General features: G+C 62.9%; 22 protein-coding genes. 12 read left to right on the top strand and 10 right to left on the bottom strand.

Translation table 11 applies throughout. From position 1 onward, the window contains the following. Positions 1-14: 14 nt before the first annotated feature. Genes AC1Q61_RS10035 through AC1Q61_RS10025 form a run of 3 tightly spaced genes read right to left on the bottom strand, consistent with a single transcriptional unit; the run spans position 15 to position 3,070 of the window. Entirely contained in the window at positions 15-647 is a 633-nt protein-coding gene (locus AC1Q61_RS10035; RefSeq protein ID WP_047269712.1) for a response regulator, read from the bottom strand. A gap of 28 nt (positions 648-675) precedes the next feature. After that, entirely contained in the window at positions 676-1,899 is a 1,224-nt protein-coding gene (gene macS, locus AC1Q61_RS10030; protein WP_007734482.1) for a MacS family sensor histidine kinase, read from the bottom strand. Continuing rightward, positions 1,892-3,070, bottom strand: coding sequence for an AI-2E family transporter (locus tag AC1Q61_RS10025; RefSeq protein ID WP_136471503.1), 1,179 nt, complete (start codon positions 3,068-3,070; stop codon positions 1,892-1,894). The genes macS and AC1Q61_RS10025 overlap by 8 nt, the downstream gene beginning before the upstream one ends. 192 nt (positions 3,071-3,262) lie before the next feature. Between AC1Q61_RS10025 and AC1Q61_RS10020 the strand changes: the two genes are divergently transcribed. After that, positions 3,263-4,741: an adenylate/guanylate cyclase domain-containing protein gene (locus tag AC1Q61_RS10020; RefSeq protein WP_003945952.1), complete on the top strand. Its 1,479-nt coding sequence runs from the start codon at positions 3,263-3,265 to the stop codon at positions 4,739-4,741. Positions 4,742-4,750: 9 nt separating this feature from the next. Further along, positions 4,751-5,857, top strand: a complete 1,107-nt coding sequence (locus tag AC1Q61_RS10015) for a lysylphosphatidylglycerol synthase transmembrane domain-containing protein (protein ID WP_042920288.1) — start codon at positions 4,751-4,753, stop codon at positions 5,855-5,857. On the opposite strand, the gene AC1Q61_RS10010 is transcribed toward AC1Q61_RS10015, so the two are convergent. Next, positions 5,854-6,534, bottom strand: coding sequence for a FadR/GntR family transcriptional regulator (locus AC1Q61_RS10010; RefSeq protein ID WP_007734477.1), 681 nt, complete (start codon positions 6,532-6,534; stop codon positions 5,854-5,856). The genes AC1Q61_RS10015 and AC1Q61_RS10010 overlap by 4 nt on opposite strands. 163 nt (positions 6,535-6,697) lie before the next feature. On the opposite strand from AC1Q61_RS10010, the gene AC1Q61_RS10005 reads away from it, so the two are divergent. The 4 genes from AC1Q61_RS10005 (at position 6,698) to AC1Q61_RS09990 (ending at position 11,033) form a co-directional block, all read left to right on the top strand. Then, positions 6,698-8,434: a 2-isopropylmalate synthase gene (locus AC1Q61_RS10005; protein WP_492650839.1), complete on the top strand. Its 1,737-nt coding sequence runs from the start codon at positions 6,698-6,700 to the stop codon at positions 8,432-8,434. A gap of 78 nt (positions 8,435-8,512) precedes the next feature. Beyond that, positions 8,513-9,061: a YceI family protein gene (locus tag AC1Q61_RS10000; protein WP_019747097.1), complete on the top strand. Its 549-nt coding sequence runs from the start codon at positions 8,513-8,515 to the stop codon at positions 9,059-9,061. 64 nt (positions 9,062-9,125) lie between these two features. Beyond that, on the top strand, positions 9,126-9,503 hold the full coding sequence (locus AC1Q61_RS09995) for a DUF3054 domain-containing protein (protein ID WP_042920346.1): 378 nt from the start codon (positions 9,126-9,128) through the stop codon (positions 9,501-9,503). Between the two features lie 57 nt (positions 9,504-9,560). Further along, positions 9,561-11,033, top strand: coding sequence for a peptide MFS transporter (locus AC1Q61_RS09990; protein ID WP_003945468.1), 1,473 nt, complete (start codon positions 9,561-9,563; stop codon positions 11,031-11,033). A 6-nt stretch (positions 11,034-11,039) separates the two neighbouring features. Here AC1Q61_RS09990 and AC1Q61_RS09985 read toward each other — a convergent pair whose 3' ends face one another. From AC1Q61_RS09985 to AC1Q61_RS09975, 3 genes are all read right to left on the bottom strand, one after another. After that, positions 11,040-11,777: a sulfite exporter TauE/SafE family protein gene (locus tag AC1Q61_RS09985; RefSeq protein WP_003945554.1), complete on the bottom strand. Its 738-nt coding sequence runs from the start codon at positions 11,775-11,777 to the stop codon at positions 11,040-11,042. 30 nt (positions 11,778-11,807) lie between these two features. Further along, entirely contained in the window at positions 11,808-13,487 is a 1,680-nt protein-coding gene (locus tag AC1Q61_RS09980) for an NTF2-like N-terminal transpeptidase domain-containing protein (RefSeq protein WP_042920293.1), read from the bottom strand. 107 nt (positions 13,488-13,594) lie between these two features. Continuing rightward, positions 13,595-15,412, bottom strand: coding sequence for a penicillin-binding transpeptidase domain-containing protein (locus tag AC1Q61_RS09975; protein WP_215515667.1), 1,818 nt, complete (start codon positions 15,410-15,412; stop codon positions 13,595-13,597). Positions 15,413-15,508: 96 nt separating this feature from the next. Here AC1Q61_RS09975 and abmR point away from each other — a divergent pair, with 96 nt between their 5' ends. The 4 genes from abmR to AC1Q61_RS09955 all read left to right on the top strand — a co-directional run bounded on the left by abmR (position 15,509) and on the right by AC1Q61_RS09955 (position 19,386). Beyond that, positions 15,509-16,063 carry an ATP-binding transcription factor AbmR gene (abmR, locus tag AC1Q61_RS09970; protein WP_003945732.1) on the top strand — a complete coding sequence of 185 codons (555 nt, stop codon included), beginning with the start codon at positions 15,509-15,511 and terminating at the stop codon, positions 16,061-16,063. 218 nt (positions 16,064-16,281) lie between these two features. Then, a complete protein-coding gene (locus AC1Q61_RS09965) occupies positions 16,282-17,883 on the top strand; it encodes an ABC-F family ATP-binding cassette domain-containing protein (RefSeq protein WP_054188007.1) in 1,602 nt (533 codons plus the stop codon). 8 nt (positions 17,884-17,891) lie between these two features. Then, positions 17,892-18,473: a hypothetical protein gene (locus tag AC1Q61_RS09960; protein ID WP_228232461.1), complete on the top strand. Its 582-nt coding sequence runs from the start codon at positions 17,892-17,894 to the stop codon at positions 18,471-18,473. 142 nt (positions 18,474-18,615) lie between these two features. Then, on the top strand, positions 18,616-19,386 hold the full coding sequence (locus tag AC1Q61_RS09955) for an alpha/beta fold hydrolase (protein WP_003945805.1): 771 nt from the start codon (positions 18,616-18,618) through the stop codon (positions 19,384-19,386). 18 nt (positions 19,387-19,404) lie between these two features. Here AC1Q61_RS09955 and AC1Q61_RS09950 read toward each other — a convergent pair whose 3' ends face one another. Further along, positions 19,405-21,423, bottom strand: coding sequence for a heavy metal translocating P-type ATPase (locus AC1Q61_RS09950; protein WP_492654884.1), 2,019 nt, complete (start codon positions 21,421-21,423; stop codon positions 19,405-19,407). Positions 21,424-21,565: 142 nt separating this feature from the next. Then, entirely contained in the window at positions 21,566-22,216 is a 651-nt protein-coding gene (locus AC1Q61_RS09945; RefSeq protein WP_042920299.1) for a DUF305 domain-containing protein, read from the bottom strand. A 216-nt stretch (positions 22,217-22,432) separates the two neighbouring features. On the opposite strand from AC1Q61_RS09945, the gene AC1Q61_RS09940 reads away from it, so the two are divergent. Beyond that, positions 22,433-23,146 (top strand): response regulator, encoded by a 714-nt coding sequence (locus AC1Q61_RS09940; RefSeq protein ID WP_215515666.1) that lies wholly within the window; start codon positions 22,433-22,435, stop codon positions 23,144-23,146. Then, positions 23,143-24,249, top strand: coding sequence for an ATP-binding protein (locus AC1Q61_RS09935; protein ID WP_128637851.1), 1,107 nt, complete (start codon positions 23,143-23,145; stop codon positions 24,247-24,249). Before AC1Q61_RS09940 ends, AC1Q61_RS09935 begins: the two co-directional genes overlap by 4 nt. Here the strand turns inward: AC1Q61_RS09935 and AC1Q61_RS09930 are convergent. Beyond that, a complete protein-coding gene (locus tag AC1Q61_RS09930; RefSeq protein ID WP_003945505.1) occupies positions 24,233-24,523 on the bottom strand; it encodes a YiaA/YiaB family inner membrane protein in 291 nt (96 codons plus the stop codon). The two genes, AC1Q61_RS09935 and AC1Q61_RS09930, sit on opposite strands and share 17 nt — an antisense overlap. Positions 24,524-24,569 lie beyond the last annotated feature (46 nt).

Genomic DNA, 24,569 nt, shown 5'->3' with positions numbered 1-24,569 from the left:
TTCCAGGATAAACGTTATTCGAGACCTTGTTCTATCGCGTATCGCGTGAGCTCGACGCGATTGGCCAACTGAAGCTTCCGAAGCGTTGCCTGCACATGGTTTTCGACGGTCCGGTGGCTGAGCGAGAGCCTCGTGGCGATCTGTTTTGCGCTCAGCCCCTTGGCGACAAGACGGAGCACTTCGGTCTCACGGTCGGTGAGCCGAGGCAGCTCGGGTGCGCGATCGTCGGCCGGTGCCGTCGACATCCGGCGGTACTCACCGAGCACCAATCCGGCGAGGCCGGGGGTGAAGACGGCTTGTCCGTCGAAAGTCGCTCGCACGGCCTCGAGCAGTTCCGCCACCGAAGCACTCTTGACCAGGTAACCCGACGCTCCGGCTTTGACCGCGTCGAGGACGTCGTCACGTTCGGCAGAGGCCGAAAGCACCAGTACCTTGCTCTTCGGCGAAACCTCGAGAACTGCGGTGGTGGCGTCGGCACCGTTTCCGTCCGGCAGGTTCATGTCCATCAGAACCACCGCCGGTTGCACGGCGGCGGCCCGGCGGCGCGCACTCTCGACACCCTCCGCCGTGGCGCTCACGGTGAAGCCGGCAGCTTCGAGGTCCCGGGAGACACCGTCGCGCCACATCGGGTGATCGTCGACGACCATCACCGTCACCGGATTCTCGCCATGTTCGTCAGCCACGCTCACTTTTCCCCTTCGGAACGTTGATCTCCCATTCGGTGCCCTCCCCCGGCCCGGTTTGCAGGACTGCAGTGCCGCCGAGCACCTGCACTCGGCCGAGAATGGACTTCGATACTCCCATGCGGCCTTCGGCTTCGGCCTGCGCCAAGCGACCCTCGGGGATTCCGACGCCGTCGTCGCGGATGCTGACGATCACCTCGTCCGGCAAATCTTCGAGCAATACGTATGCCTTCGCCGCGGGCCCGGCGTGCAGCCCGACATTGGACAGAGCATTGTCGACGATGGCTGCCAGTTCGATGGCTCGATCACGCTCGATCACCACGGGGTGCGCGGGCGTCGACACCGACACCGACGTGCTTGCCTGCGTGGTCAACAGCGGACACAGATCCACTGTCTGTCCGCCGACGTCTGCCGCGGCGCCCGAAACCTGCTCGGAGATCAGCATTCTCAAGGCGACCTCCTGCTCACCGGCCAGAGCAGCCAGTTCAGCTGCCTCGCCGCCGAGTGCCGCACCTCGCCTGCGCACCATCGCCAGCACCTGCAGAACGCCGTCGTGTACTTCGCGTGCCAAACGCTCGCGCTCTTCGGTGGCCGCCGCCAGACGGACGGCTTGCTCGAGTTGTCGATGCGAGCGCCGAGCGGTGGTGGTGGCCAAGCCCAACGCCAGGCCGACCGATACGAGCACGGGAGCCGTCGCATCGCGCCAGAGGTCCAGGTTGACCTGGTCGCGGATGATCGCGCTGGCCGCCGAGATGACAACTCCGGACGCCATACCGAGCCACGGCCCGCCGAGAATTGCCGCGGAGATGACCGCGTTGGTGGCCCACAGCGTGGTGGGCAGCGTCTGGTGATTCTGATACCACTCGTGGTCGGAGACCAGCCTCGTCGACGCCATCAGCAAGATGACGACCACCTGATCGGCGATCACCACCTGATACCGCGGCAGCTTCTTCCCGAACAAAGCACCGGATGTCCCGAGCAACAGTGCCGACACCCCGGTCCACACGGCCATCAGAGCGACGAAGAACCAGCTGAGCCGAGAGTTGGTGTAGTCGGAGGCCGAGGCGAACTGGTAGCTGATCGCGTACACCAGCGTGACGAGCCGAAATGCCTGCGCCGCCCGCCACAGCGGGGCATCAGGGTCGGTGTCGACGCCCGACGCCTCGCGAACGGTCGGCTGATAGTGCAGCCGACGACGGCGGGTGGGCTCAGTCATCGGGAGGAGTGGGGTTCACGATGCGAGGCTCGGCGCGCGGCTCGTCGGGTTCGGCGGGGAACAGTGGGGTTTCCGGATCTTCGACGTGCAGTTCGGCGTACGCGATGTCCGGGTCGTCGGCGAGGAGGGAACGAATAGCGGTATTCAGGACCGCGACGATCGGAACAGCCAAGAGCCCGCCGACGATTCCAGCGAGAACGATGCCCGTTGTAATGGCGAGAACGACTGCCAGCGGATGCAGGCGAACAGCGCGACCCAACAACAGCGGTTGCATCACGTGCGCTTCGAGCTGCATGACGCCGATGATGATGCCGAGGACAATCAGCGCCGTCAGGAAACCCTTCGTGACCAGAGCGACAAGCACCGCGAGAAAACCGGTCAGAAATGCACCGACGATCGGAATGAACGCGCCGATGAACACCAACGACGCCAGCGGCAGGGCGAGCGGCACCCCGAGGATCGCCAGGCCGGCACCGATACCGATCGCGTCGGCGGCGGCAACCGCGACCGTGGCGCGCACGTAGCCGATCAGCGACCCGAAACCTGCAGAACCGGCGATCCGTACGCGACGACGCGCGTCGGTGGGAACTATCCGGGTGACGAACTGCCAGATCTGATCGCCGCCGTAGAGGAAGAAGATGAGAGTGAACAGCGTCAGCAATGCCCCGGTGAAGATCTCGCCGATGACTGTCGCCGTGGTCAAAGCGCCGCTGGTCAGGGACTCACGATTGGATTGCACCGACTTGACGACCGAATCACCTGCCTGGCGGATCTGATCCTCGCTGAAGTGCAGCGGACCGCTGGTGAGCCAGTTCTGAATTTGCGTGACGCTGGCCGTGAACTGGTCGGTGAGCTGGGGCAACCCGTCGATGAACTGCTCGACGACAAACGTCATGATTCCCGCGACCAGCCCGATCGAGGCAAGCAGAACGACGATGACGGCTGCCGAGCGGGGAACACCCCACACCTGTAGCCGATCGACAATCGGGATCAGCAGAGCTGATGCCAGCAGAGCCAGCCCCACCGGGATGAGCACGGTTTCGAGGCGGAGTACGACGTACCCGAGAACCAACAGTCCGGCGAAGATCACAATGAGGCGCCACGACCATTCCGCAGCGATGCGCACGCCGGGATGCACCACCCGAGCGTCGGCGGAGATGGGTTTGTTCATCCTCGATGCTCGCTCCGCACGCCCCCTGTTTGCGTTCACATCGCGAGCCTAACCGGCCCGGCCGACACAGGTGAGCGGACGAATAATCGGACGCGCGTACCAACACTTCGACCTCTGCCAGCTAAATTGAACCCTGTGCGGGCCTCATACAGAGCAATAGCGGTGACCATCCGCAGCCGGTGGCCCCTCTATATGCTCTCCATGCTCGCAGCCAATCTGATCGGCGCGGTACTGGTCTTTGCCTTCGTCCGGTACGGCGTGCCGATCCAGGAGTCCGACGCGATAGTTGCCGACCGGGTCCGCAACTTCGCGATCTTCGGCGTGTACCTGGCATTCGCCGGCGCCGTCAGCCTCACGGCGGCGGCGATGATGTTGAAGTCGGTCATTCGCTGGCGGCTGCGCGGGGGTCCACCCACGAGGTCCGAGCAGATGGCGGCACTGCACGCGCCGCTTCGCCAGGCCATCGTCCACCTGGTGCTGTGGATTCTGGGCGGCATCATCTTCGTGTTCCTGACCATCACCGAGATGCCCGGACTCGCGATCGCCGTGATCGTGACGGTCTGCATGGCCGCGACCACGACCTTCGGGTTCACCTACATGCTCGGTGAGCGCATTTTGCGTCCGGTCGCCGCCCAGGCCTTGAGCGAGGGCGAATTCGATCGGACCATGGCGCCTGGCGTCGGAACCCGGCTGGCGATGACCTGGGGTCTCGGCACGCTGATGCCCGTCGCAGGCATCATCTTGCTGTGCTCGACGCAGCTCACGACCGATCTCGAGTTCTCCCCCGACTCGCTCGCGTGGGCGATCCTGCTCATCTCGATCATGGCGATCGTGCAGGCCTTTGCGCTGTCGATGCTGACGGCTACCCAGATCTCCGATCCGATCCGCCAACTGCGACGCGCCATCGAGCGGGTGCAGCGCGGCGCCACCGACGTACGCGTCGAGGTGTTCGACGGCAGTGAGATCGGCCGGCTGCAGGTCGGCTTCAACCGCATGATGAAAGAGTCCGACGAGCGTCGTCTGCTGCGTGAGCTGTTCGGTCAGCACGTCGGCGAGGATGTGGCCCGGCGCGCGTTGAAGTTCGGTACCGAGCTGGGCGGAGAAACTCGATTCGTGGCAGTTCTGTTCGTCGACATGGTCGGATCCACCGGTGCCGCGGCCGAGCGCCCGCCGGGTGAAGTGGTCGAACTGCTCAACGAGTTCTTCCGTGTGGTCGTCGACGTCATCGATCGTCACCATGGTTTTGTCAACAAGTTCATGGGTGATGCGGCACTCGCCATCTTCGGTGCACCACTCGATCGACCCGACGCTCCGACGGCAGCCCTCGCTGCGGCTCGCGAGCTGCGGTTCAAGCTCAACGACATCACCGGCCTCGACGTCGGAATCGGTGTGAGCGCGGGGCTCGCGGTCGCCGGCAACATCGGTGCTGCCGAACGTTTCGAGTACACCGTGATCGGTGATCCGGTCAACGAGGCGTCACGGCTCACCGAGCTCGCGAAACTTCGGCCCAGCCGGGTGCTGGCGTCGACGAGCGCGTTGTACTTCGCCGACGAAGAGGAACAGGCCGAGTGGGAACTCGGCGAGCAAGTCCAACTGCGTGGGCGCCGACGACTGACGCATCTGGCGTGGCCCGAAAAGTATCCAGAGGTCGATCCGGATCAAATTGGTTAGGGTGAGTCGATGGCTCAGCCTGGAAACACCCCACGGCGACTGAGACGACCACGCTCGCCCGTGGCCGAGACCAGTCGGGCCAGAGGGCGCTTCTGGTGGTTGAAGTGGCTGCTCGGGGTGGCTCTGATCGCTCTTCTGATCGTCGAGGGAATCATCCTGTGGCCTCGTCTCAACGAGTACTGGCAAGCTCTCACCGAAATCCATTGGGGTTGGGTGGCTGCCTGTGTAGCCGCCCAGGCGGTGTCCCTCAGCGGTTACGCGTCCGTTCAGCAGCGCCTTCTCAACGCGGCAGATGTTGTCGCCGGTCACCTCAAGAACCTCTCGGTCATCTACGCCAGCACGGCGATGGCGTTGACGTTGCCTGCCGGCCAGGTCTTCTCGACAGCGTTCACGTACAAGCAGACTCGAAAGTGGGGGGCGACGCCTGTAGTCGCGTCCTGGCAGTTGGCAATGTGCGGTGTCATCGCCGCCGCGACTCTGGCACTCCTCGGTGCCACTGGCGCAGTGGCGTTCGGCACCAAAGTCAGCCCGGTGACGCTGACGATTTCGCTCGTCGGCATGGCGGCACTGTTTCTGGCGTTGCGATACGTAGCCCAGAATCCCGGCAGCATCGAACGCATCGGGCACCGAGTTCTGGCGCTGTACAATCGTTCCCGCAAAAACCCGACCGGGCGCGGTATGCACCGTTGGTCCGAAATTCTCAAGCAACTGGACTCGGTTGAACTCAGTCGGACCGACACTGCGGTTGCCTTCGGATGGTCGGCAGTTCACCGAGTTGCCGACGTCCTCTGTCTCGGTTTCGCTTGTTGGGCAGTAGGAGCCGATCCGTCCTTCGCCGGCCTGCTGATCGCGTTCACAGCGGCGAAAGCGGTGGGCAGTATTCCCCTCATGCCGGGCGGTCTCGGCTATGTCGAGCCCGTGCTCATCACAGCACTGACCATGGCGGGCTCTACCTGGGCGCAAGCCGCAGCAGCGGTATTCGTTTATCGGATAATCAGTTTCGTACTTGTCGCTCTGGTGGGATGGCTCGTCTTCCTCGTGTCATTCCGTGCAACCCACCACGAGGATCTCGAGATGGACCTCGAGTTCGAACGCCGAGAACAACCCGGCGTCTAGCGTCGCAACGCTGCCGCCATGTCGTCGAGGTGTGCCCGGCTGATCCGTACGGCTGCCTCCGCGTCGCCGGCTTCGATGGCGTCCACCAACATTCGATGCTCGTCCGCATCGGGCTGGCTGTGGGGATGCAGGTCCAGAACCGCGATCAACTCGATCAACGCAGCCCGCAGACGCGGTACAAAGGTCTCGAAGAGTTCCGACAGCACGGGATTGTGTGCCGCGTCCACCACTGCTCGGTGGACGGCGATGTCGGCGTCGACAAACGCTGCGTCGCCAGAGTGCGCGGCGGCAGTTCTACCGTCGAGCGCTTGCCGCAGAGCCGCGACGTCAACGGCATCGCGCCGCTGCGCGGCGAGGCGAGCTGCTTCGATCTCGACCGCGTTGCGCACCTCGACGACGTGAAGGATCGCCTCGGCTTCGAGCACTCGGGGCCACTGATCCGGAGGCGTCGTACTCCGTAGGAAGACCCCGGCGCCCTGCCGCGATTCGAGCATGCCGAGGCCCGCGAGAGTCCGCACTGCTTCCCTGATAGTGGACCGCCCGATACCCAACTGCGCAGCAAGAGTGGTTTCACCTGGAAGTTTGGCGCCGACTTCCCATTCACCGCTCACGATCCGCGCGCGTAGCAACTCCGCGGCCTGGTCGGTGAGCAGCCGACGCTCGACGATCGGGGACACGTGAACTCCTCAGGTTGTCTGATAAGTGATTTCGTTCTAGTGTAGCCCGCATGGCTACAGGAGCACTCCTTCTCGACTGCCGCGGCGGGGCCTGAAAGACCGGCACCCCTCCGCGGGGTTTCGCCATGCCGGTCTCTCGACTCGACCGCAGGAGAAACCGAAGATGAGTACTACCCGAGCCAACCGCTGGAACAACCAGAAGCCGTCACCCATGCCGTCCGAGCGCTATCGCGCCGCGTGGGATCGCGTCGACATTCCGATTTTCGACCGAACGTGGCCGTCCAATCGCACCACCGTGGCGCCCCTGTGGGTGCCCGTCGATCTGCGTGACGGCAATCAAGCCCTCGCAGAACCGATGGACCCCGAACGCAAGCGCCGAATGTTCGAACTGATGGTGGCGATCGGCTACAAGGAAATCGAGGTCGGCTATCCCTCTGCGAGCCAGACCGATTTCGATTTCGTTCGCGACCTGGTGCGGTTCGATCTCGTTCCCGACGACGTCACCGTCGTCGTATTCACCGCCGCGCGTACGGATTTGATCGAACGGACGTACCAGTCGATCGAGGGACTGCCGAACGCGGTCGTCCACATGTACACCGCGACTGCGCCGACGTGGCGAAACGTGGTTCTCGGCAAAGAGCGAGAAGAGTTGCACGACATGATTTTCCGCGCGGCGCAGGACGTGGCCCGTGGCGGCGAAGGCCACGACGGGTGGCGATTCGAGTTCTCCCCCGAGGTCTTCAACCTCACCGAACCCGATTACATCCTGCAGGTCTGCAACAGCCTCACCGAACTCTGGGACGCCAGTCCCGATCGCCCGGTCATCCACAACCTGCCTGCCACAGTCGAAATCGCCACCCCCAACATCTATGCCGACCAGATCGAATACATGCACCAGAACCTGGCCCGACGCGATTCGGTGATTCTCTCGGTCCACCCGCACAACGACCGCGGCACCGGGGTTGCATGTGCCGAACTGGCAGTACTGGCCGGCGCGCAGCGCGTCGAGGGATGCCTGTTCGGCAACGGCGAGCGCACGGGCAACGTCGACCTGGTCACGCTGGGGCTGAATCTGCATGCACAGGGCGTCGATCCGGAAATCGACTTCTCCGACATCGACAAGATCCGTCGAACGGTGGAGTACTGCAACCGAATTCCCGTCCACGAGCGCCACCCGTACGGCGGAGATCTCGTGTACACGGCATTTTCCGGAACCCACCAGGATGCGATCAAGAAGGGCTTCGCCCATCACTACGAGAGTGCGGAGGCTGCCGGCGTCGATCCGGGATCGGCGCCGTGGGCAGTCCCCTATCTGCCGATCGACCCCGCCGACGTCGGCCGCGATTACCAGGCGGTGATTCGTGTGAACAGCCAGTCGGGCAAAGGCGGAATCGCTTATCTGTTGCAGACCGAGTACGGGGTCGAACTCCCCCGGCGCCTGCAAATCGACTTCGCCTCGCGGGTGCAGCTCGAGACCGACGACTCGGGCACCGAAATGACCGCCGACCAGCTGTGGAAACTGCTGCTGCGCGAGTACGGGTACAACGGAGGAGTGCGTCGGTACTCACTGGAACACACCGCCGACGGTGATCAGTTGTTCGTCGCCATCGATCGCGACGGACGCGAGGTCACCGCTGTAGCCAGTGCGTCCGGGCCGGTCGAGGCCTTGAGTAAAATCCTGACCGAACAGGGCTCGGCGGTCGAGGTCGTCTCGCTCACCCAGCATTCACTGCCCCGCAAACCGGAGTCTTCCGGTAGTGCGAATTCGGCAGTCACCATCGCAGAATGCGTGGTGAACGGCGAAGGGCGCTGGGGCATTGCGGTGCATCAGTCGGTGACAGCGTCGGCGCTTCACGCCGTCTATGCCACAAGCACAAACACTGTGATGCAGCTCACATGATCTTGCGGAAGGATTTCCTGGGGTCCATAGTTGAAGCTACAAGAACTTGAACATTCAACTACTTATTCAGGAGCTTCCATGACCACCGCAACCTTGCCCACATTGACCGCCGGAACCTGGGTCATCGACACCGTCCACTCCACTGTCGGATTCTCGGTTCGCCACCTCATGGTTTCCAAGGTTCGTGGAACGTTCGACGAGTTCTCCGGAACGATCACCGTTGCCGAAGACGGAACCCCCGCCGTCGAGGCCGAGATCTCCGTGGACTCCATCAACACCAAGAACGAGCAGCGCGACGGCCACATCAAGTCCGCTGACTTCTTCGACGTCGAGAAGTTCCCGAAGGCCACCTTCAAGTCCACCGCAGTGCGCTCCAAGGGCAGCGACTTCGTCCTCGCCGGCGACTTCACGCTCCACGGCGTCACCCGCGAGGTCGAGCTGAACCTCGAGTTCAACGGCGTCAACCCGGGCATGGGCCAGGGCCCCGTCGCAGGATTCGAAGCCACCACCGTCATCAACCGCAAGGACTTCGACATCTCCATCGAGATGCCCCTCGAAGGCGGCGGAGCAGTTGTCGGCGACAAGATCACGATCACCCTCGAGATCGAAGCCGGCCTCCAGGCCTAACAGCACTGTGCGCCTTTATTAACCGCCCGCGGTTAATAAAGGCGCACAGTCGTATGGTGTGAGCGTGAAGAAGTACGCACCATTCCTGCTGATCGACGCCATTCTTGTCATAATCTTCTGCGCGATAGGGCGCCGTACCCACGAAGAAGCCAATGCGCTCGCCGGTCTGGCGAAGACATCCTGGCCCTTCCTGACCGGCCTGGTGATCGGATGGGCTGCCACGTTCGCGCTCTACCGCGACAAGTTCAACGCCGTTCTCCTTGTTCCCACCGGCGTTGTCGTTTGGCTCGGCGCCGTCGTCATCGGGATGATCCTGCGAGTGTTGAGTGGCCAGGGCACCCAGTTCAGCTTCATCGTCGTCGCGACGCTGGTCCTCGGCGCGTTCCTTCTCGGTTGGCGCGCACTCGCTCCGCTGGTAGTGAGAATCCGCACCAAGTCGTAACCAAACTCCACGGCTCGGAACCACCCGAAATGCCCGAGCACGTAGGACACTTTTCGGATGAGCAACACTACGGAGCCCGTCGAACGTAGCGAGAAGGAAGACCGGGGGTTCTTCGGCCAACCCTTTGCGCTGGCGAACCTGTTCGGCGTCGAGATGTGGGAGAGATTCTCCTTCTACGGGATGCAAGGCATCCTCATCTACTACCTGTACTACAGCGTCAGCGACGGCGGCCTCGGCATCAGCCAGGCGGCAGCGACCAGCATCGTCGGCGCGTACGGCGGCACCGTCTACCTGTCGACGATTCTCGGGGCGTGGGTGGCCGACCGACTGCTCGGCTCCGAGCGCACGCTCTTCTACAGTGCTTCGCTGGTGATGGCCGGCCACATCGCACTGTCGGTTCTTCCCGGCATGTGGGGTGTCGGCGTCGGCCTCGTCATGGTCGCCTTCGGCAGCGGCGGCTTGAAGGCCAATGCGACCTCTCTGGTCGGAGATCTCTATTCCGAACAGGATGTTCGCCGCGACGCCGGATTCTCCATCTTCTACATGGGCATCAACATCGGCGGTCTTGTCGGTCCGCTGCTCACCGGAGCCGTCCAGGACGCCTGGGGATTCCACGCCGGTTTTGCTCTCGCTGCCGTCGGCATGGCGCTCGGCCTGATCCAGTACACGCTGGGCCGCAAGCATCTTCACGGAATCGGTGCCGAACCCGGCAACCCGTTGCCCGCCGACAAGCGCGCACTCTACATCGGGATCGGCATTGCCGCGATCGTCGTCGTCGCGGTCGCCTCCGTCACCGGCTTGATCACGGCGGACAACATGTCCGACGTCGTTGTCGGACTCACGATCGTCGCGTCGGTCGGTTACTTCCTCCTCATGCTCACCAGCAAGAAGGTCACCAAGGTCGAACGCAGTCGAGTCTTTGCATTCATCCCGATGTTCATCGCGAGCGCGGCCTTCTGGTCGCTGTTTCAGCAGCAGTTCACCACAGTGCCGGTGATCTCAGACAAGCTCCTGGACCGCAATCTCTTCGGTTGGGACTTCCCGCCGACGTGGGTGCAGTCGATCAATCCGGTGTTCATCATCATCTTTGCCGGTGTGTTCGCAGCGATGTGGACCAAACTCGGTGACCGTCAGCCGTCGTCGCCGATCAAGTTCGCGCTCGGTACCGGCACGATGGGTCTGGCGTTCCTGGCGTTCATCCCGATCACCGGGGGCGGACCGAACAGTGCACCGCTCCTCGGCCTGGCCGGTGTGCTTCTGCTCTTCACCTTCGCGGAACTCTTCCTGTCCCCCGTCGGCCTTTCCCTTGCAACCAAACTCGCGCCCGAGCATTTCCACACTCAGATGGTGGCGTTGTTCTTCTTGTCCGTTGCATTGGGTTCTTCGATGGCAGGAACCTTGGCCGGTTACTTCGACATCGACGACAGTCGCCCGTTCTTCCTGATCATCGGTTTCTCGTCGATCGGAATCGGAGTGATTCTTGCTCTTGCCTCGCCGTGGATCAAGAAGCTGATGCAGGGCGTGAAGTAGACGGGCTCACTTCACCCACAACCACAGAGCCAACACGAATCCCGCTATCGCTACTGCCACACGCAGTACCGATGGCGGGATTTTCTTGACGACGGGCGGGCCACACCAACCTCCGGCCAACGCGCCGAGCGCCATCGCCAACGCGGCCACCCAATGCACCTGTCCGGAGAAGGCGAAGATGAGTGCAGCCACAAGATTGGCGATGCCGAGAAAGAAACTCTTCAGGATCGTTGCACGCCACACCGTTTCGGAAGTGAGGATGAGCGTCGCAGCCAGGAAGATGACGCCGGCACCGGCACCGAAATAGCCGCCGTATACCGCGACGGCGAACAGTGCTGCGGAGTAGATTCCGGGGCGGTCACCGCCGCCGGACAACTCACGAATCTTCGGTTGCAGCAGCAGCGCGAGCGAGGCGAACACGACCATCGCCGGCACAACGGATTCGAACGAGCCTTCCGGTGCCAGCCACAGGATGAGGGCACCGATGATGCCACCGGCCGCCGAATAGAGAGACCAGCGAACAAGTTTCGGACCGGTATCGGCAACTTCACGGGACGAGTTCGCCAACGCTCCGACGCCGACGGCCACCAACGCGACGGTATTGGTCATGTTCGCGCTGACCGGTGAGAGCCCGACGCTCAGCAGCGCCGGATACGAAACGATCGATGCAAGACCGGTGACAAAACCGACTAGACCGCTGAAGAATCCCGCTACGACGAGGAAAAGGAAATCGAGCAGGTTCACGAACCAGGAATCTACTCGCGGTGCCCGGTACTACTTGTCGGCAGGCTTGCCGAGTTCCTGGAAGAGCTTGTCCGTCATCTGCATTGCTCGATCGCCGCCGTCGGCGTCTGCGACGAACACTGCGAATGCGAAGTCTCCGCGTGATCCGTAGAACCAGCGATCGTCACCGCTCGCTGCACCGGCCGCCATCATGTCCGGGTACCCAGCCAGTCCGCCGGCGCCTCGCATGGCGTCACGCAGACGATTGTTGACGTCGCCGGGCAATGCCGTCGGCGTGACGTCGGCGGTAGCCGGTTGTCCGAAGACCATCATCGGCATCGGGGCACTGCCGCGGGCGATCGATGCCGCGAGCATCGCCATTCCGAACGGAGTTACCGTCGGTGTGTTCGCGTCGTTGGACGTCTTGTTGGCCATGACGTTGTTCATCGCCTGGTCCACGCCGGGGCGGTTCGCGGCAAGCACTGCTGTCTGCTGTTCGAGTCCCTGAATGTGGAAGCCGTTGCCGAGTCCGAGTTGCTGCCCGGTGTCGGCCAACTGCTCGGGTGACACGGCGCCGGGGTCGACGCCGTTCTGCATCGACGATGCGAGACGGACCAGATCGAGGGCACCGCCGGCCGGGCGCAACCCGGTGAAGGCGATCGGGCCCTGTTCGATGGCCTGATTGTTCTGTGCTGCAGCCAGAATGGCGCCGTCCGACGGGCGGATCGCGACGATGGCCGCAGGAGTACCTGCACTGACGACAGCTTCGATCGCGGCGAGTTGAGCGTGCGAGTCGAGGGTCGCGGCGACGTCGGGGCCGGGAGGTCCTTGGAAGCCGGCTTGCTTGATCGGGAATCCGTTGGGCTCGACCAGATTGACCGCCCAGCCGGCGGTGGCGTCGCGATTGGCCTGCCACACGGTCCGCAGTGGGTCCAGCAACGGCGAGTTGATTCGACGGTCGGAGGCGATCAGCTTGGGTGTCTTGACCACGACGACGCCGGGGATCGCAAAATCGCTTTCCAGGTAGGCGTAGTCGGGATCGCGGAGCAGTACGGCGGTGACGGGCTTGCCGGGGTTTGCGGCGAGGTCGGCCAACATCGACTCCGAAGTGACCAACGGTGCGACAGGTTCGAGCACCGTGGCGAGGCGACGAGTGGTGTCGACGGGGTCCGGCATGGTGGCCGGGTCGAGAGTGATCGCATTGATGGTCTGCTCGTTCATGAGCAGGGTGCCGGTGCTGTCGACTACCTTCGGCGGCGCTGCGTCCGTGCGGGTGTACGAAACGGTGCGACCGTTGCCGAGGTCGGGGACGAGGACCGACGGGTCCCAGGACACACGCCAGCCGACCGACAGATCACGAACCTCACCCTGCGACTGGTAGCTCCAGTCCTTGCCTTCGCCGAAGTTCCAGGACGCGTCGAGTGTGAAGAGTCCGGAGTCGCTACCCAGATCCATGACCTGAGCGACGTCGAAGTCGGTGGACTTGGCGGCCAGTCCGTCGAACATCTGCTGGATCGACGGCCGCGCCGCGTTGGGGTACGACGTGAGCGCCGCGGCAGCTTCGGCGTCGTGGTTGTTGAGGGCGGTGACGAAGTCCTCCACCACCGAGGCGGCGTCGGATTTCTTCTCCCCACCGATGACACACGACGCGAGCGCCACTGTCAGAACGACAGCAGTTATCGACGCAACGACATATTTTCCACGACGGTTGTGCTGTCCTCCGGGCCCCATGCATGTAACTCTTTACTTCTGTCACACGAGTAACAAGCACGGGATGCCTACGAACGTGTCACGGTTGAGCTACGACGGTGTGATCCAACTGCAACGGAAAACAGGTTTCAGCGCAGAAAAGTGCCCGCTACCTGCACTGCAGGCGAAGAGCTGTCCGCACCCGCGATGAATACCGCAAATGCGAGGTCTCCCTTGATTCCGACAAACCACCCATGTGCCGGGCCACCCTCGGTTTCGGCCGTGCCGGTCTTGCCGAGAAGCCCCGGAATGTCCTGCAACGACGTCGCCGTACCGCCTGTGACGGTCTCGCGCATCATCACCCGCAACTGTTCGGTCACCTCCGCGGGAGCCGGTGCAACGGTCTGATCTGCCACGCCGGGCTGTCCCTTGACCAACATCGGCGCGGGTGTCGTTCCGTTGGCGATCGAGGCCGCCACGAGAGCCATCCCGAAGGGCGTGGCGGTCACCGTGCCCTGTCCGATCGCGGACTCGACGCGTTCGGCGGGGGTGTTCGCGTCAGGGACGTTGCCCGTCACCGTCGTGAGTCCGGGGGTGACGTAGTCGACGCCGAGCCCGAACTGCAGCGCCGCCTTGTGCAAAGCATCGGCGGGCAGACCGACGGCCATCCTCGCCATTGTGGTGTTGCACGACTTCGCGAACGCGGTGTGCAGCGGAACCGATCCGAGGTCGAACTCGTCGTCGTTGGGAATCTGACGGCCCTCGATGTTCTCGGTACCCGGGCACGGCAGAACGGTGTCCGGTGTAGCGACACCGGCTTGCAGGGCCGCGGACGTCGTCACGGTCTTGAACGTCGAACCCGGTGGGTACAGGCCGGTCAGAGCGATCGGGCCCTGTGCGTCGGCGGGGGCGTTCTGGGCCACCGCCAACACCGCTCCGGTCGACGGCTGCAGCGCAACGATCGCCGCCTGTTGTGTCACCCCGGCAAGCGCATTCTCGGCCGCGAGTTGCATCGGTCGGTCGATCGTTGTGGCGATGTTCGGAGCAACCGGCCCGTCTTGGCCGGCGACGGTGGTGACGGTTCCGTTCTGCTTCACCTGCTGTACCGCCCAGCCCGCGGACTTGTCCTGCCCCTCCTGCCACAGATCGGACAACCCACTGAAAGTCGGCGACGCCAGAGTTTTGTCCACCGAGAGCAACCGAGCCTGCGGCGCCAAGCTCACTCCGGGAATCGCCGCCAACCGCTCCTCGATCGGTGCAAGATCCTCGGCCCGCAAAGTGATTGCGGTGACCGGCTTCCCACTTGCCGACGCAAGATCGCCGCTCAGCGATGCCGCCGTGATCGTCGGTGCGACGGGCGAGAGAAGGGCCGCCACGGCTGCCGTGTCCACCGGGGGCACCGCGCCGGAATCGAGATTGACCAGCGTCACCACCTGCTGCTCCATGATCGGCTGGCCCGCCGCGTCCAGCACCGACGGCGGAGCACCGGTGGTGGGTGTGTAGCGCAAGGTCGTCGAGGAGGTCAGATCCGGAGCCAACAGCGCCGGGTCCCACTGAATCAGCCAGTTGTCCCCGCTTTTCGACGCGTTTCCCTGCGTCGAGTAGTTCCAGTCCTGACCTTCACCGAACTTCCACGCCGCATCGAGTGTGAACTTCCCCGCAGAATCACCGGACTCGGTGGCGTCGGAGACGGTGAATGTTCCCTCGTCCTTGCCCAGCCCGTCGATCAGAGCCGAAATCGCAGTCGACGCCGCCGCCGGATCGGTGGTCAGGGCTGCCGCCGCTTGCACGTCATCGGACGTGAGCGCGGAGGCGAACTCCTCTGCCACTGATTTCGGCTGGTCAGGGCCAGAACTGCAGGCAACTACCGATCCTGCGGCCAATACCCCCAGAGCCACGGCAGCCACGGGACGACGGAAAGTTCGGAAGCTCTGACGAGCGTGTGAAAGGCGCACGACTCCGATCATGCCCGAATTTGTGGCGCCAGTTCGACTATCGGTGTAATCATGTAATCAGTGCAATAAATGCACGCCACACTCCACCAGCTCTCCGAGGAGAACGCCATGAAGAACTCACAAAACTCCGGCGACCGCAGGTTCGGCCGTCCCGGAGGTTGGCAACAGGCGTCGGTTCCCGACGCGAGTGATGCGTCCGACTGGTTTGCCGGTCGACTTCCAGATGACTGGTTCACCGGAACGGCCGACGTCCAGGTCGACCGCGAAGAAATCGTCGTGATCGGTGAACTCCCGGCAGTCGACGGTGGCGAGGCCGCCGCGGACGGAAGGATCTCACGCTTTCGCGAAACCACGCGCGCCGACCGGATGCGCATCGCCGACGAGGCCGAGGCTCGCTACGGGCGCAAGGTCGCCTGGGGTGTACGTCTGGACGAAAAGACCGTCCTGTTCACACATCTCGCAGTTCCGGTGATGACACGACTACGTCAGCCCGAACGCAAGGTTCTCGACACCTTGGTGGACGCGGGAGTTGCTCGCTCCCGAGCGGACGCTCTCATGTGGACAGTCCGGTTGGCGGGCAAGCACAGCGAACAATGGCTCACCGAACTCCGCGAAGCGATGTCGAAGGTCGACGACCTCCGATCCGAGGGTCCGAAAATCTGACGGCCCGAAAATCTGAGCACCGAACACCGACGAGACCGACAGCACAGAATAATTCGATTGCACGGGACCGTTCGAGTGTTCTAACCTGGAACACGAATCATTCCCGACAGAACAGGAAACGGGCCGTTGCTCCTCTAGAGGTTCATCACGCGAAGGCACTCGCACCCATCAGCACTTGCTGAGCCGGGCGCACAGTCCAAGCACCCTCTGGAGTACTCATGACCCAATCCCATCTTTCTCTGTCGCTCTCGGATCTCACCTTCATCTGGCCGGACGGCGAATCAGTCTTTTCCCACACCAATTTTGTATTCCCCAGTGGCCGTGTCGGTCTCGTGGGACTCAACGGATCGGGAAAGTCGACTCTGCTGCGGTTGATCGCGGGAGAGCTCTCACCGGAATCCGGATCCGTGACCGCTTCCGGCGAGGTCGGCTACCTCCGTCAGGACATCACACTCGATCCGAGCGTTCGGGTGGATGACATCCTCGGTATCCACGAACTCCGAAACGCATTGCACCGCATCGAAACCGGCGACGGCTCCGAATCCGACTTTGCGCTCGTGGACAACAACTGGGATATCGAGGAGAGCGCCCTCTCCACCTTGTATCGACTCGGCCTCGAGAAGGTGGTTCCGGATACCGCAGCATTGAGCCGAACTGTCGGCACCCTCTCCGGCGGAGAGACCGTCTTACTCGGCTTGACCGCAACGCTGCTGAAGAATCCACAGGTACTTCTCCTGGACGAGCCGACCAACAACCTGGATCGCGACGCTCGATCACGAGTTCATGCTGCAGTCCAACAGTTTCCGGGAACCGTGCTGATCGTCAGCCACGACCGGGAACTGCTCGACACCGCGGAGTACACGATCGAACTACGTCGGGGGGATCTACGCGTGTTCGGCGGCAACTACTCGCACTACCAGGAGGTCGTGACCGCTGAGCAGGAAAACGCACTCGCCACCGTTCGCGACGCCAAGGCCGATCTGGCAAAGCAGAGCCGCGAGCTGATCGACGCTCGAACGAAACTGGACCGGCGTAAGCGCTATGGGCAGAAGATGTTCGAGAACAAGCGGATGCCGCCGATCATCGCGCAGACACGAAAACGTCAGGCCCAAGTTTCAGCGGGAAAGCTGGCCCTCAACCATATCGGGAAGGTGGACGAGGCCAAGTCTGTCCTGTCGGAGGCAGAGGAACTCCTTCGAGACGATCGCGAGATTCGTCTGGATCTGCCTGCTACAGAGGTTCATCCGGGGCAGCAGGTTGCGCGGCTCGACGAGGTGACGTTGCAGAGCGGCCAAGTGGTATCGCTCCAGATCACCGGACCGGAGCGGATTGCGATAGTGGGACGCAACGGAATCGGCAAGACGACGTTGCTCGATGCACTCGCCGCGTCGACTCCGTTCGTAGCCTCTCGTGCGCTCCCCCAACGTCTCGACGTGTTCGACGAGGACCTCTCGGTGGCGGACAACGTCGCGTTGGCCGCGCCACACGCGACAGCCGAGGAAATTCGCGGGCAGTTGGCACGGTTCCTTTTCCGGGGAACGGATTCCGACGTATCGGCATCCGCACTCTCCGGCGGTGAACGATTGCGTGCGGCGTTAGCCACGATCCTGCTGGCCGAACCCGCGCCCCAGCTGCTTCTTCTCGACGAGCCGACCAACAACCTGGACCTACCGAGTCTCGCCCACCTCACGCAGGCACTTTCCGATTTTCGCGGCGCCATGGTGGTGGTGAGTCACGATCTGCCGTTCCTTCGCGGCATCGGCATAACGCGATGGATCAGCATGGACGAGACTGGTATTCGAGACATCGATCCCGAGTAGGCCGACGGTTGACGCTGTCGGCGCTCGACGGTCTGGCCTACCGTGGGGCGATGTGCCTTCACCTCGACGCAACCGCCGCGCTGTCGCTCGCAGGTTGGGTTCGCGAAGAACCCACTCGATCGGCCTCTGCCCCAGTTCCGCAACCACTGGTCGGCGGTTGTGACCAACTCGTAGTGTGGGCGAGTTCGTTCTCCGTACTTGCCAGTTCCGACGACCAGGTGTGGTTTCTCTCGGCGGAGAACTATGCCGGTGGCGTTGGCGTCAGCGATGAGGCGTTTCCCTGGAATGCGTTCCGGCACGAGAGCCTGGCGGTCGCTTCCGGGCCGGCGGAGCGCGCGGCGATCAACGCCTTCTGGTCCACTCACCTCCCGGTCCTGCTGTCGGTGCGCAATGGGTACGAGTACTTGGCGCTCGCACCCGACGGTCAGGTTGTCCGTGGAGGAGAGCCGGAGTTCGAGGAGGTCACCATCGTCGCCGCTGATTTCGAGGCTCTGATTCGGGGCATAGCCGCAGGCGTCAGCACTGCAGACCCCTCCACCGATGCATTGCTTGGAACAGTGGGTACTGCCCAGCCGGGCAGTGACCAGTAGCTCTGAGGGAGGCCGAGTTGACGGCCCGACTGTTCGTGAGAGCCCACGCCATCCGTCGAATGGGTCCGGACGACTACTCGAGTTCACGTGCGTAGCAACTGGCACCCATACTGGACGGGTGTTGCACGACGTGAGAAATCCGGTGGACGGTGCGCGGATCACCTATCAGATCGTGGGCGATGGCCCACCCCTGTTGATGGTGCACGGCACAGCGTTGTCGCGCTCCATCTGGCGTGGCTTCGGGTACGTCAAGGCACTTCAGGAGCAGTATCGTCTGATCCTCGTCGACATGCGGGGTCACGGACGCAGTGACAAACCACACGACTCCGATTCGTATGCAATGGATCTGGTGGTCGGCGATCTCCTGGAGATCCTCGACACGGAGTCTCCGTTCGAACCGGCACACGTCCTCGGATACTCGTTCGGCGGACGCTCGGTGATGTCGCTGACAGTCGAGCACTCCGAACGGGTGCGATCGCTGACCGTCGGGGGCGGTAGCAGCCGACCGATGACGGGCGCGTTCGACGCATTGTTCTTCCCGGGCTGCATCGACGTACTCGAAAGCGGCGGTATCGAGGGATTTCTGACCGGTTGGGGCGTGAGGCGCGGCAAACCGGTGGATCCTCAGACTGCGACTGCCTTCCGAATCAATGATGCCCTCGCGCTCGCTGCCTACATGCGCCGCGCAGAGAAGGAGCACGGCATCGACGACGCCGTGCTGCAACGGATCACCACACCGGCGTTGTTGTTCGTCGGATCGAGAGATCGCGAGCGCCTGCCGGATACCGAGCATCTCGCGTCGCTGATCCCGGACAGTGCCTTGACTGTGATCGAAGGGGCTGACCACGCAAGCGCAGTCGCAGACTCCGATGCTGTACTGCGTGCGCTCATTCCGTTCCTGAGCCGACAGTAGTCCGCCTTGAACCTCTCGCTACTGCGATGTGAGCACTCTCGACTCCAGCGCGGTCACCGGTGGTTGCCGCAAGTCCAAGCGCCTCAACAACTGGGCATTCGCGGCAACGACCACAGTGGATACCGACATCAGGATTGCTCCGACCTCCATCGGCAGCACGAACCCGACGGGCGCCAGTACTCCCGCAGCGAGGGGAACCGAGATCGCGTTGTATCCCGCTGCCCACCAAAGGTTCTGAACCATCTTCCGGTAGGTGGCGCGGGAAAGCTCGATGACCGAGCTCACCGAACGCGGATCATCGCTGGCCAGAACAACTCCCGCCGACGCGATCGCCACGTCGGTTCCGGCACCGATCGCGATGCCCACATCCGCCTGGGCGAGTGCCGGCGCATCGTTGACCCCGTCACCGACCATCGCCACGCGGTGGCCCGCAGCCTGAAGCCGAGATACCTGCGCTCCCTTGTCCTGCGGAAGCACTTCGGCGAAAACTTCGTCGATCCCGAGCCTGCGAGCCACCGAATGGGCCACGGCCTCCGCGTCTCCGGTGACCATGGCCACCCGCACACCGCGAGCATGGAGGGCGTCGACGGCCAATGCTGATTCCGGGCGAATCTCGTCGGCCAATGCCAATGCGCCGATTACCTTCTCGTCACGCACTACATGCAGGACGGTCGACCCGTCACTGAGCCACTCTTCGGTCCCCGGGATCGCGGTGGCCCCGACCGATCGCAGCATCCCCGGTCCGCCGACACCGACGCGTGCACCGGCGACGTCCGCAGCAACCCCGATCCCGTTGTGCGCCTGAAAGTCGGAACCCGAAGTGAATTCGAGCGACAACTCCCGCGCCGCCGCGACGACGGCGCGCCCGAGTGGATGTTCGCTGTCGAACTCGACGGCAGCCGCTGCGCTGAGAACGTCGTCATCGGAATACCCGTCGACACCGCGTACACCGACCACTGCGGGCTCCCCCTTGGTGAGAGTGCCGGTCTTGTCGAAGAGAACGGTGTCTACGTTACGCATCGCCTCGAGGGCCATGCGGTCGGTGATCAAGATCCCAGCCCGAGCCGCCCGTTCCGTCGCGATCGAGACGACCAGTGGAATCGCCAACCCGAGCGCGTGCGGGCAGGCGATCACCAGAACGGTGATCGTCCGGGTGACTGCGCTCTCCGGGGTGCCCCAGATACTCCAGGCGATCGCGGTCAGCACTGCCGCGCCCAGTGCGTACCAGAACAGCAGAGCAGCGGCCTTGTCCGCCAACACCTGCGCGCGACTCGACGAGTTCTGGGCTTGTTCGACCAGGCGCCGGATACCGGCGAGCGCGGTGTCTTCTCCCACGGCGGTGACTCGAAGCCGAAGTGCCGAGTCGGTGGCTACCGTGCCGGCCACCACCTGATCTCCGACAGTCCGGCGGACGGTCTTCGACTCGCCCGTGATCATGGATTCGTCCATGTCGGCGCTTCCCTCGACCACCGTTCCGTCCGAGGGAACACGGGCGCCGGGACGAACTATCACCAGGTCGCCGGTCGCCAGAGCTGCGGTGGGCACGGTTTCCACCGATTCCCCCACCACCCGTTCTGCCTCGTCGGGCAGCAAAGCGGCAAGTGAATCCAAGGCGCTCGATGTCTGACTGAGCGAACGCATCTCGATCCAGTGGCCCAACAACATGATCACGATCAGAAGCGCGAGCTCCCACCAGAAATCGAGAGTGTGATCCACCCAGTGCAGACTCGCAGACCATGACGCGAAGAAGGCCACGGTGATCGCGAGCGCGATCAACAGCATCATTCCCGGCTGCCGAGAACGGATTTCGGCAACAGCGCCGGCGAGGAACGGCTTGCCACCCCAGAAGTACATCACCGTGCCGAGTACCGGTGAGATCCATTCCACCAGAGAGTTTTCCGGCAGTGTGTACCCGACCAGATCAGCGAACATCGCGTCTGCCGCAACGACCGGAACCGCGATGACCAGCATGACTGCAAACAACGTCCGGAACTGTGCGACGTGATCCCCGTGACCACCGTGTGCCCCATGGTCCATCTGGCCATGGTCCATCTGACTGTGATCCATGTGGCGGTCATCCCCTCGCGTGTGATTGCAGCACAGCACCGGTCAAGCCATCAGCCTCGAACGTATGCCCAGGTAGCCACCCGAGCAAGGTCACGCGGCCAAGGCCTCCTGTTCAACTCCCCTTCAACATCGCTTCCATCTGAGTGATTTCCGCCTGCTGACCGGCAATGATCGCTTCTGCCATCTTCTCCGCCGACGGGTCGAGCCCGTTGTCGAGTTCGGTCTGGGACATGGTGATGGCACCCTTGTGGTGCTCGATCATCATCGTCAGCCACAACTTGTCGAACTCCGCGCCACTGGCATCGGTGAGGGCGGTCATGTCGTCGGCCGACATCATTCCCGGCATCTCGGCCATCCCGACGCCGTGTCCCGCGTGCGCCGACTCATCCATGCCCTCCATCGAACTCGACGAAGGCTCGGGGCGTCCCCACTCCGTCAACAATTCGGTCATCTGAGCCATCTCCGGGCCTTGCGCTGCCTCTATCTGCGCTGCAAGAGAGAGAAGTTCGGCATTGTCGGTTCGACCGTCGACCATTCTGGCCATGTCCAATGCCTGCGCGTGATGCGGGTACATCCCTTCGAGAAACTCGATGTCGGCAGCATTGACACCCGAAGGAATCTCCGACTGTGCTGCAACACTGGTTGTTTCGGAAGAATGGTTGTTGCTCTCCCCGGAGTTGTCCGAGCATCCGGCAATCAACAGTGCTGCCGCTGCCACAACCGGAACGAACCGCGCGGCGCTCTTCCTGACCGTCAAAGACATGTTTTCACTCCCGAGAATTGATTCTGTTCGATATGCACTGCACCACAATTGATTTGACAAGAGTGCTGCACATGCACAGTTGCCACGTTACCGGCGAAAATCCACCGCGAAGCCCGATAACCGGCTCGAACAGGCTTCCTTCATCGAATCTTCACAGTCGAGTGGAAACCACCACGCGCCAGCAATGCAGACACGCAGTCGACTAACCTCGGTCTGATGAGCGCCGAACTACGACCTGGCGAGGAACCGGGGCGCGTTCTTGTCGTCGACGACGAGACTGCCCTCGCCAAGGTTGTCGCCAACTATCTGACACGCGAAGGATTCACCGTGCGCCTCGCCCACGACGGGCCGAGCGCAGTACGTTCGGTGCGCGAATTCGAGCCCGCGCTGATAGTGCTCGATCTAATGCTCCCGGGCTTCGACGGCATGGAAGTCTGCCGACGAATCCGTACCTTCTCTGATGCGTACATCCTGATGCTGTCCGCCCGCGGTGACGAGTCGGACAAGGTGACGGGTCTGGCGGCCGGCGCAGACGACTACGTGGTCAAACCCTTCGGCCCCCGCGAACTGGTTGCGCGAGTGAAAGCACTGCTCAGACGGCCACGCGCGTCGAGTTTGCTGCCAAAAGTGCTGCCGACGCCTCCCGGTCTCGACATCGACGTCCTCGCCCGCACCGTGCATGTCGACAACCACCCTGTCGATCTCACTCCCACCGAGTTCACCCTGTTGTCCGCGCTTGCATCCCGACCCGACGCTGCCTGGAGTCGGGCCGAGATCATCACCTCGGTGTGGGGCTCGTCCTGGTTCGGGGACCAGCACATCGTCGACGTCCATGTGCGTGCATTACGCCGCAAACTCGGCGACGACGCGACCGATCCTCGGTTCATCAGAACCGTCAGGGGCGTCGGATACTCCCTGAGGTCGTCATGAACGAGGTCGTCATGAAGAAACTCGGGCTACGCGGAAAACTGCTGCTGGCGCAGCTTGTCGTCCTGTTCGTCTCCTGCCTCGCCATCGCCGCAGTCGCCATTGCCGTCGCTGCCCCGCTCTTTCACAACCACCTCATGATGGCCGGCATCGAAGACTCGAATGTCCGTACCCACACCGAAGAGGCATTCGCTCAGACCATGACCATTGCACTGTTGTGCGGGATCGCGGTCGCACTGGTGGGCGCAAGCATCGCCGCGGTCTACATCGTCCGACGCATCACGGCCCCGATCTCAACGCTGGCGGAGGCGGCTCAAAGCGTCGCAGACGGGAACTTCGACGTGACTATCGGCAGGTCCGACGTAGATGCCGATTTCACGCGTCTCGAAACTGCCTTTGCCGACATGGCGGCACGCCTTGATCATTCGGATCGGGTCCGCAAACGCCTGCTTGCCGATCTTGCCCACGAATTACGCACTCCGGTATCGACTTTGGCTGCGTACGTCGACGGCATCGAGGATGGCGTCCTCCCCACGGACAACTCTTCATGGTTGGTCATGCGCGATCAACTCGAAAGACTGCGTCGGCTCTCTTGCGATCTGGCGGACGTCTCCGCGGCCGACGAACACGCTCTCGAACTCGATCGCCGAGACGAGAAGATCGACGACATCGTTTGCAGCGCAACGGCAGCAGCGGCGCCACGTTTCGCCGAGCGTGGAGTCGAATTGACGACCGCTCTGTCTCCTCAACCGATCACGGCCGAGGTCGATCGCCAACGAATCGAACAGATCCTCGCCAATCTGCTCGAAAACGCGTTGCGGCACACTCCGAGCGGAGGTTCGGTGACGGTGACACTCGCACGGGAAGGTGACCACCTCTCGGTGTCCGTCACCGACACCGGTGACGGAATTCCCGCAGACCAACTCGAATCAGTCTTCGACCGTTTCCATCGCGGTGATCGATCCGACGGTTCCGGTTTGGGGCTCACGATTGCGCGCAGCCTCGCGCTCGCACACGGCGGCGATCTGTCGGCGCTCCGAAACGAGCAACCTCTCGGCAGCACGCTGATCCTCACCTTGCCGACAGGTTTCAGGCTGCCGCTTTGAACGGATCGTGCTCGGCGATCAGCTTCTCGAGTCGAGCCTCGTCCACTCGAACCCTGACTGTGGATGCCTCCTGCTGATCACGAATCACCTTGGCCAACGTGAACGTACTGGTGACCAAGAACAGCAAGGACATTCCGAGAAATCCGCGTTGCCACGCATCGATCGGAAGATACGCAATTCCGAGGAGGGTGCCGACAAAACTGACGGCAAAGGCTATTCCGGCCTGAAGATAGAAGGCTGCAGTGGTCTTCGAGGGTGTTGTCGGTGTGCTCATGCTTCGAAGTCTGCTCGCCCATCCCGGCACTCGGATGCGTAGTCCT

Source organism: Rhodococcus sp. MPR-R1B (genome assembly GCF_058793255.1).
This window is presented reverse-complemented; position numbering and strand designations above follow the sequence as displayed.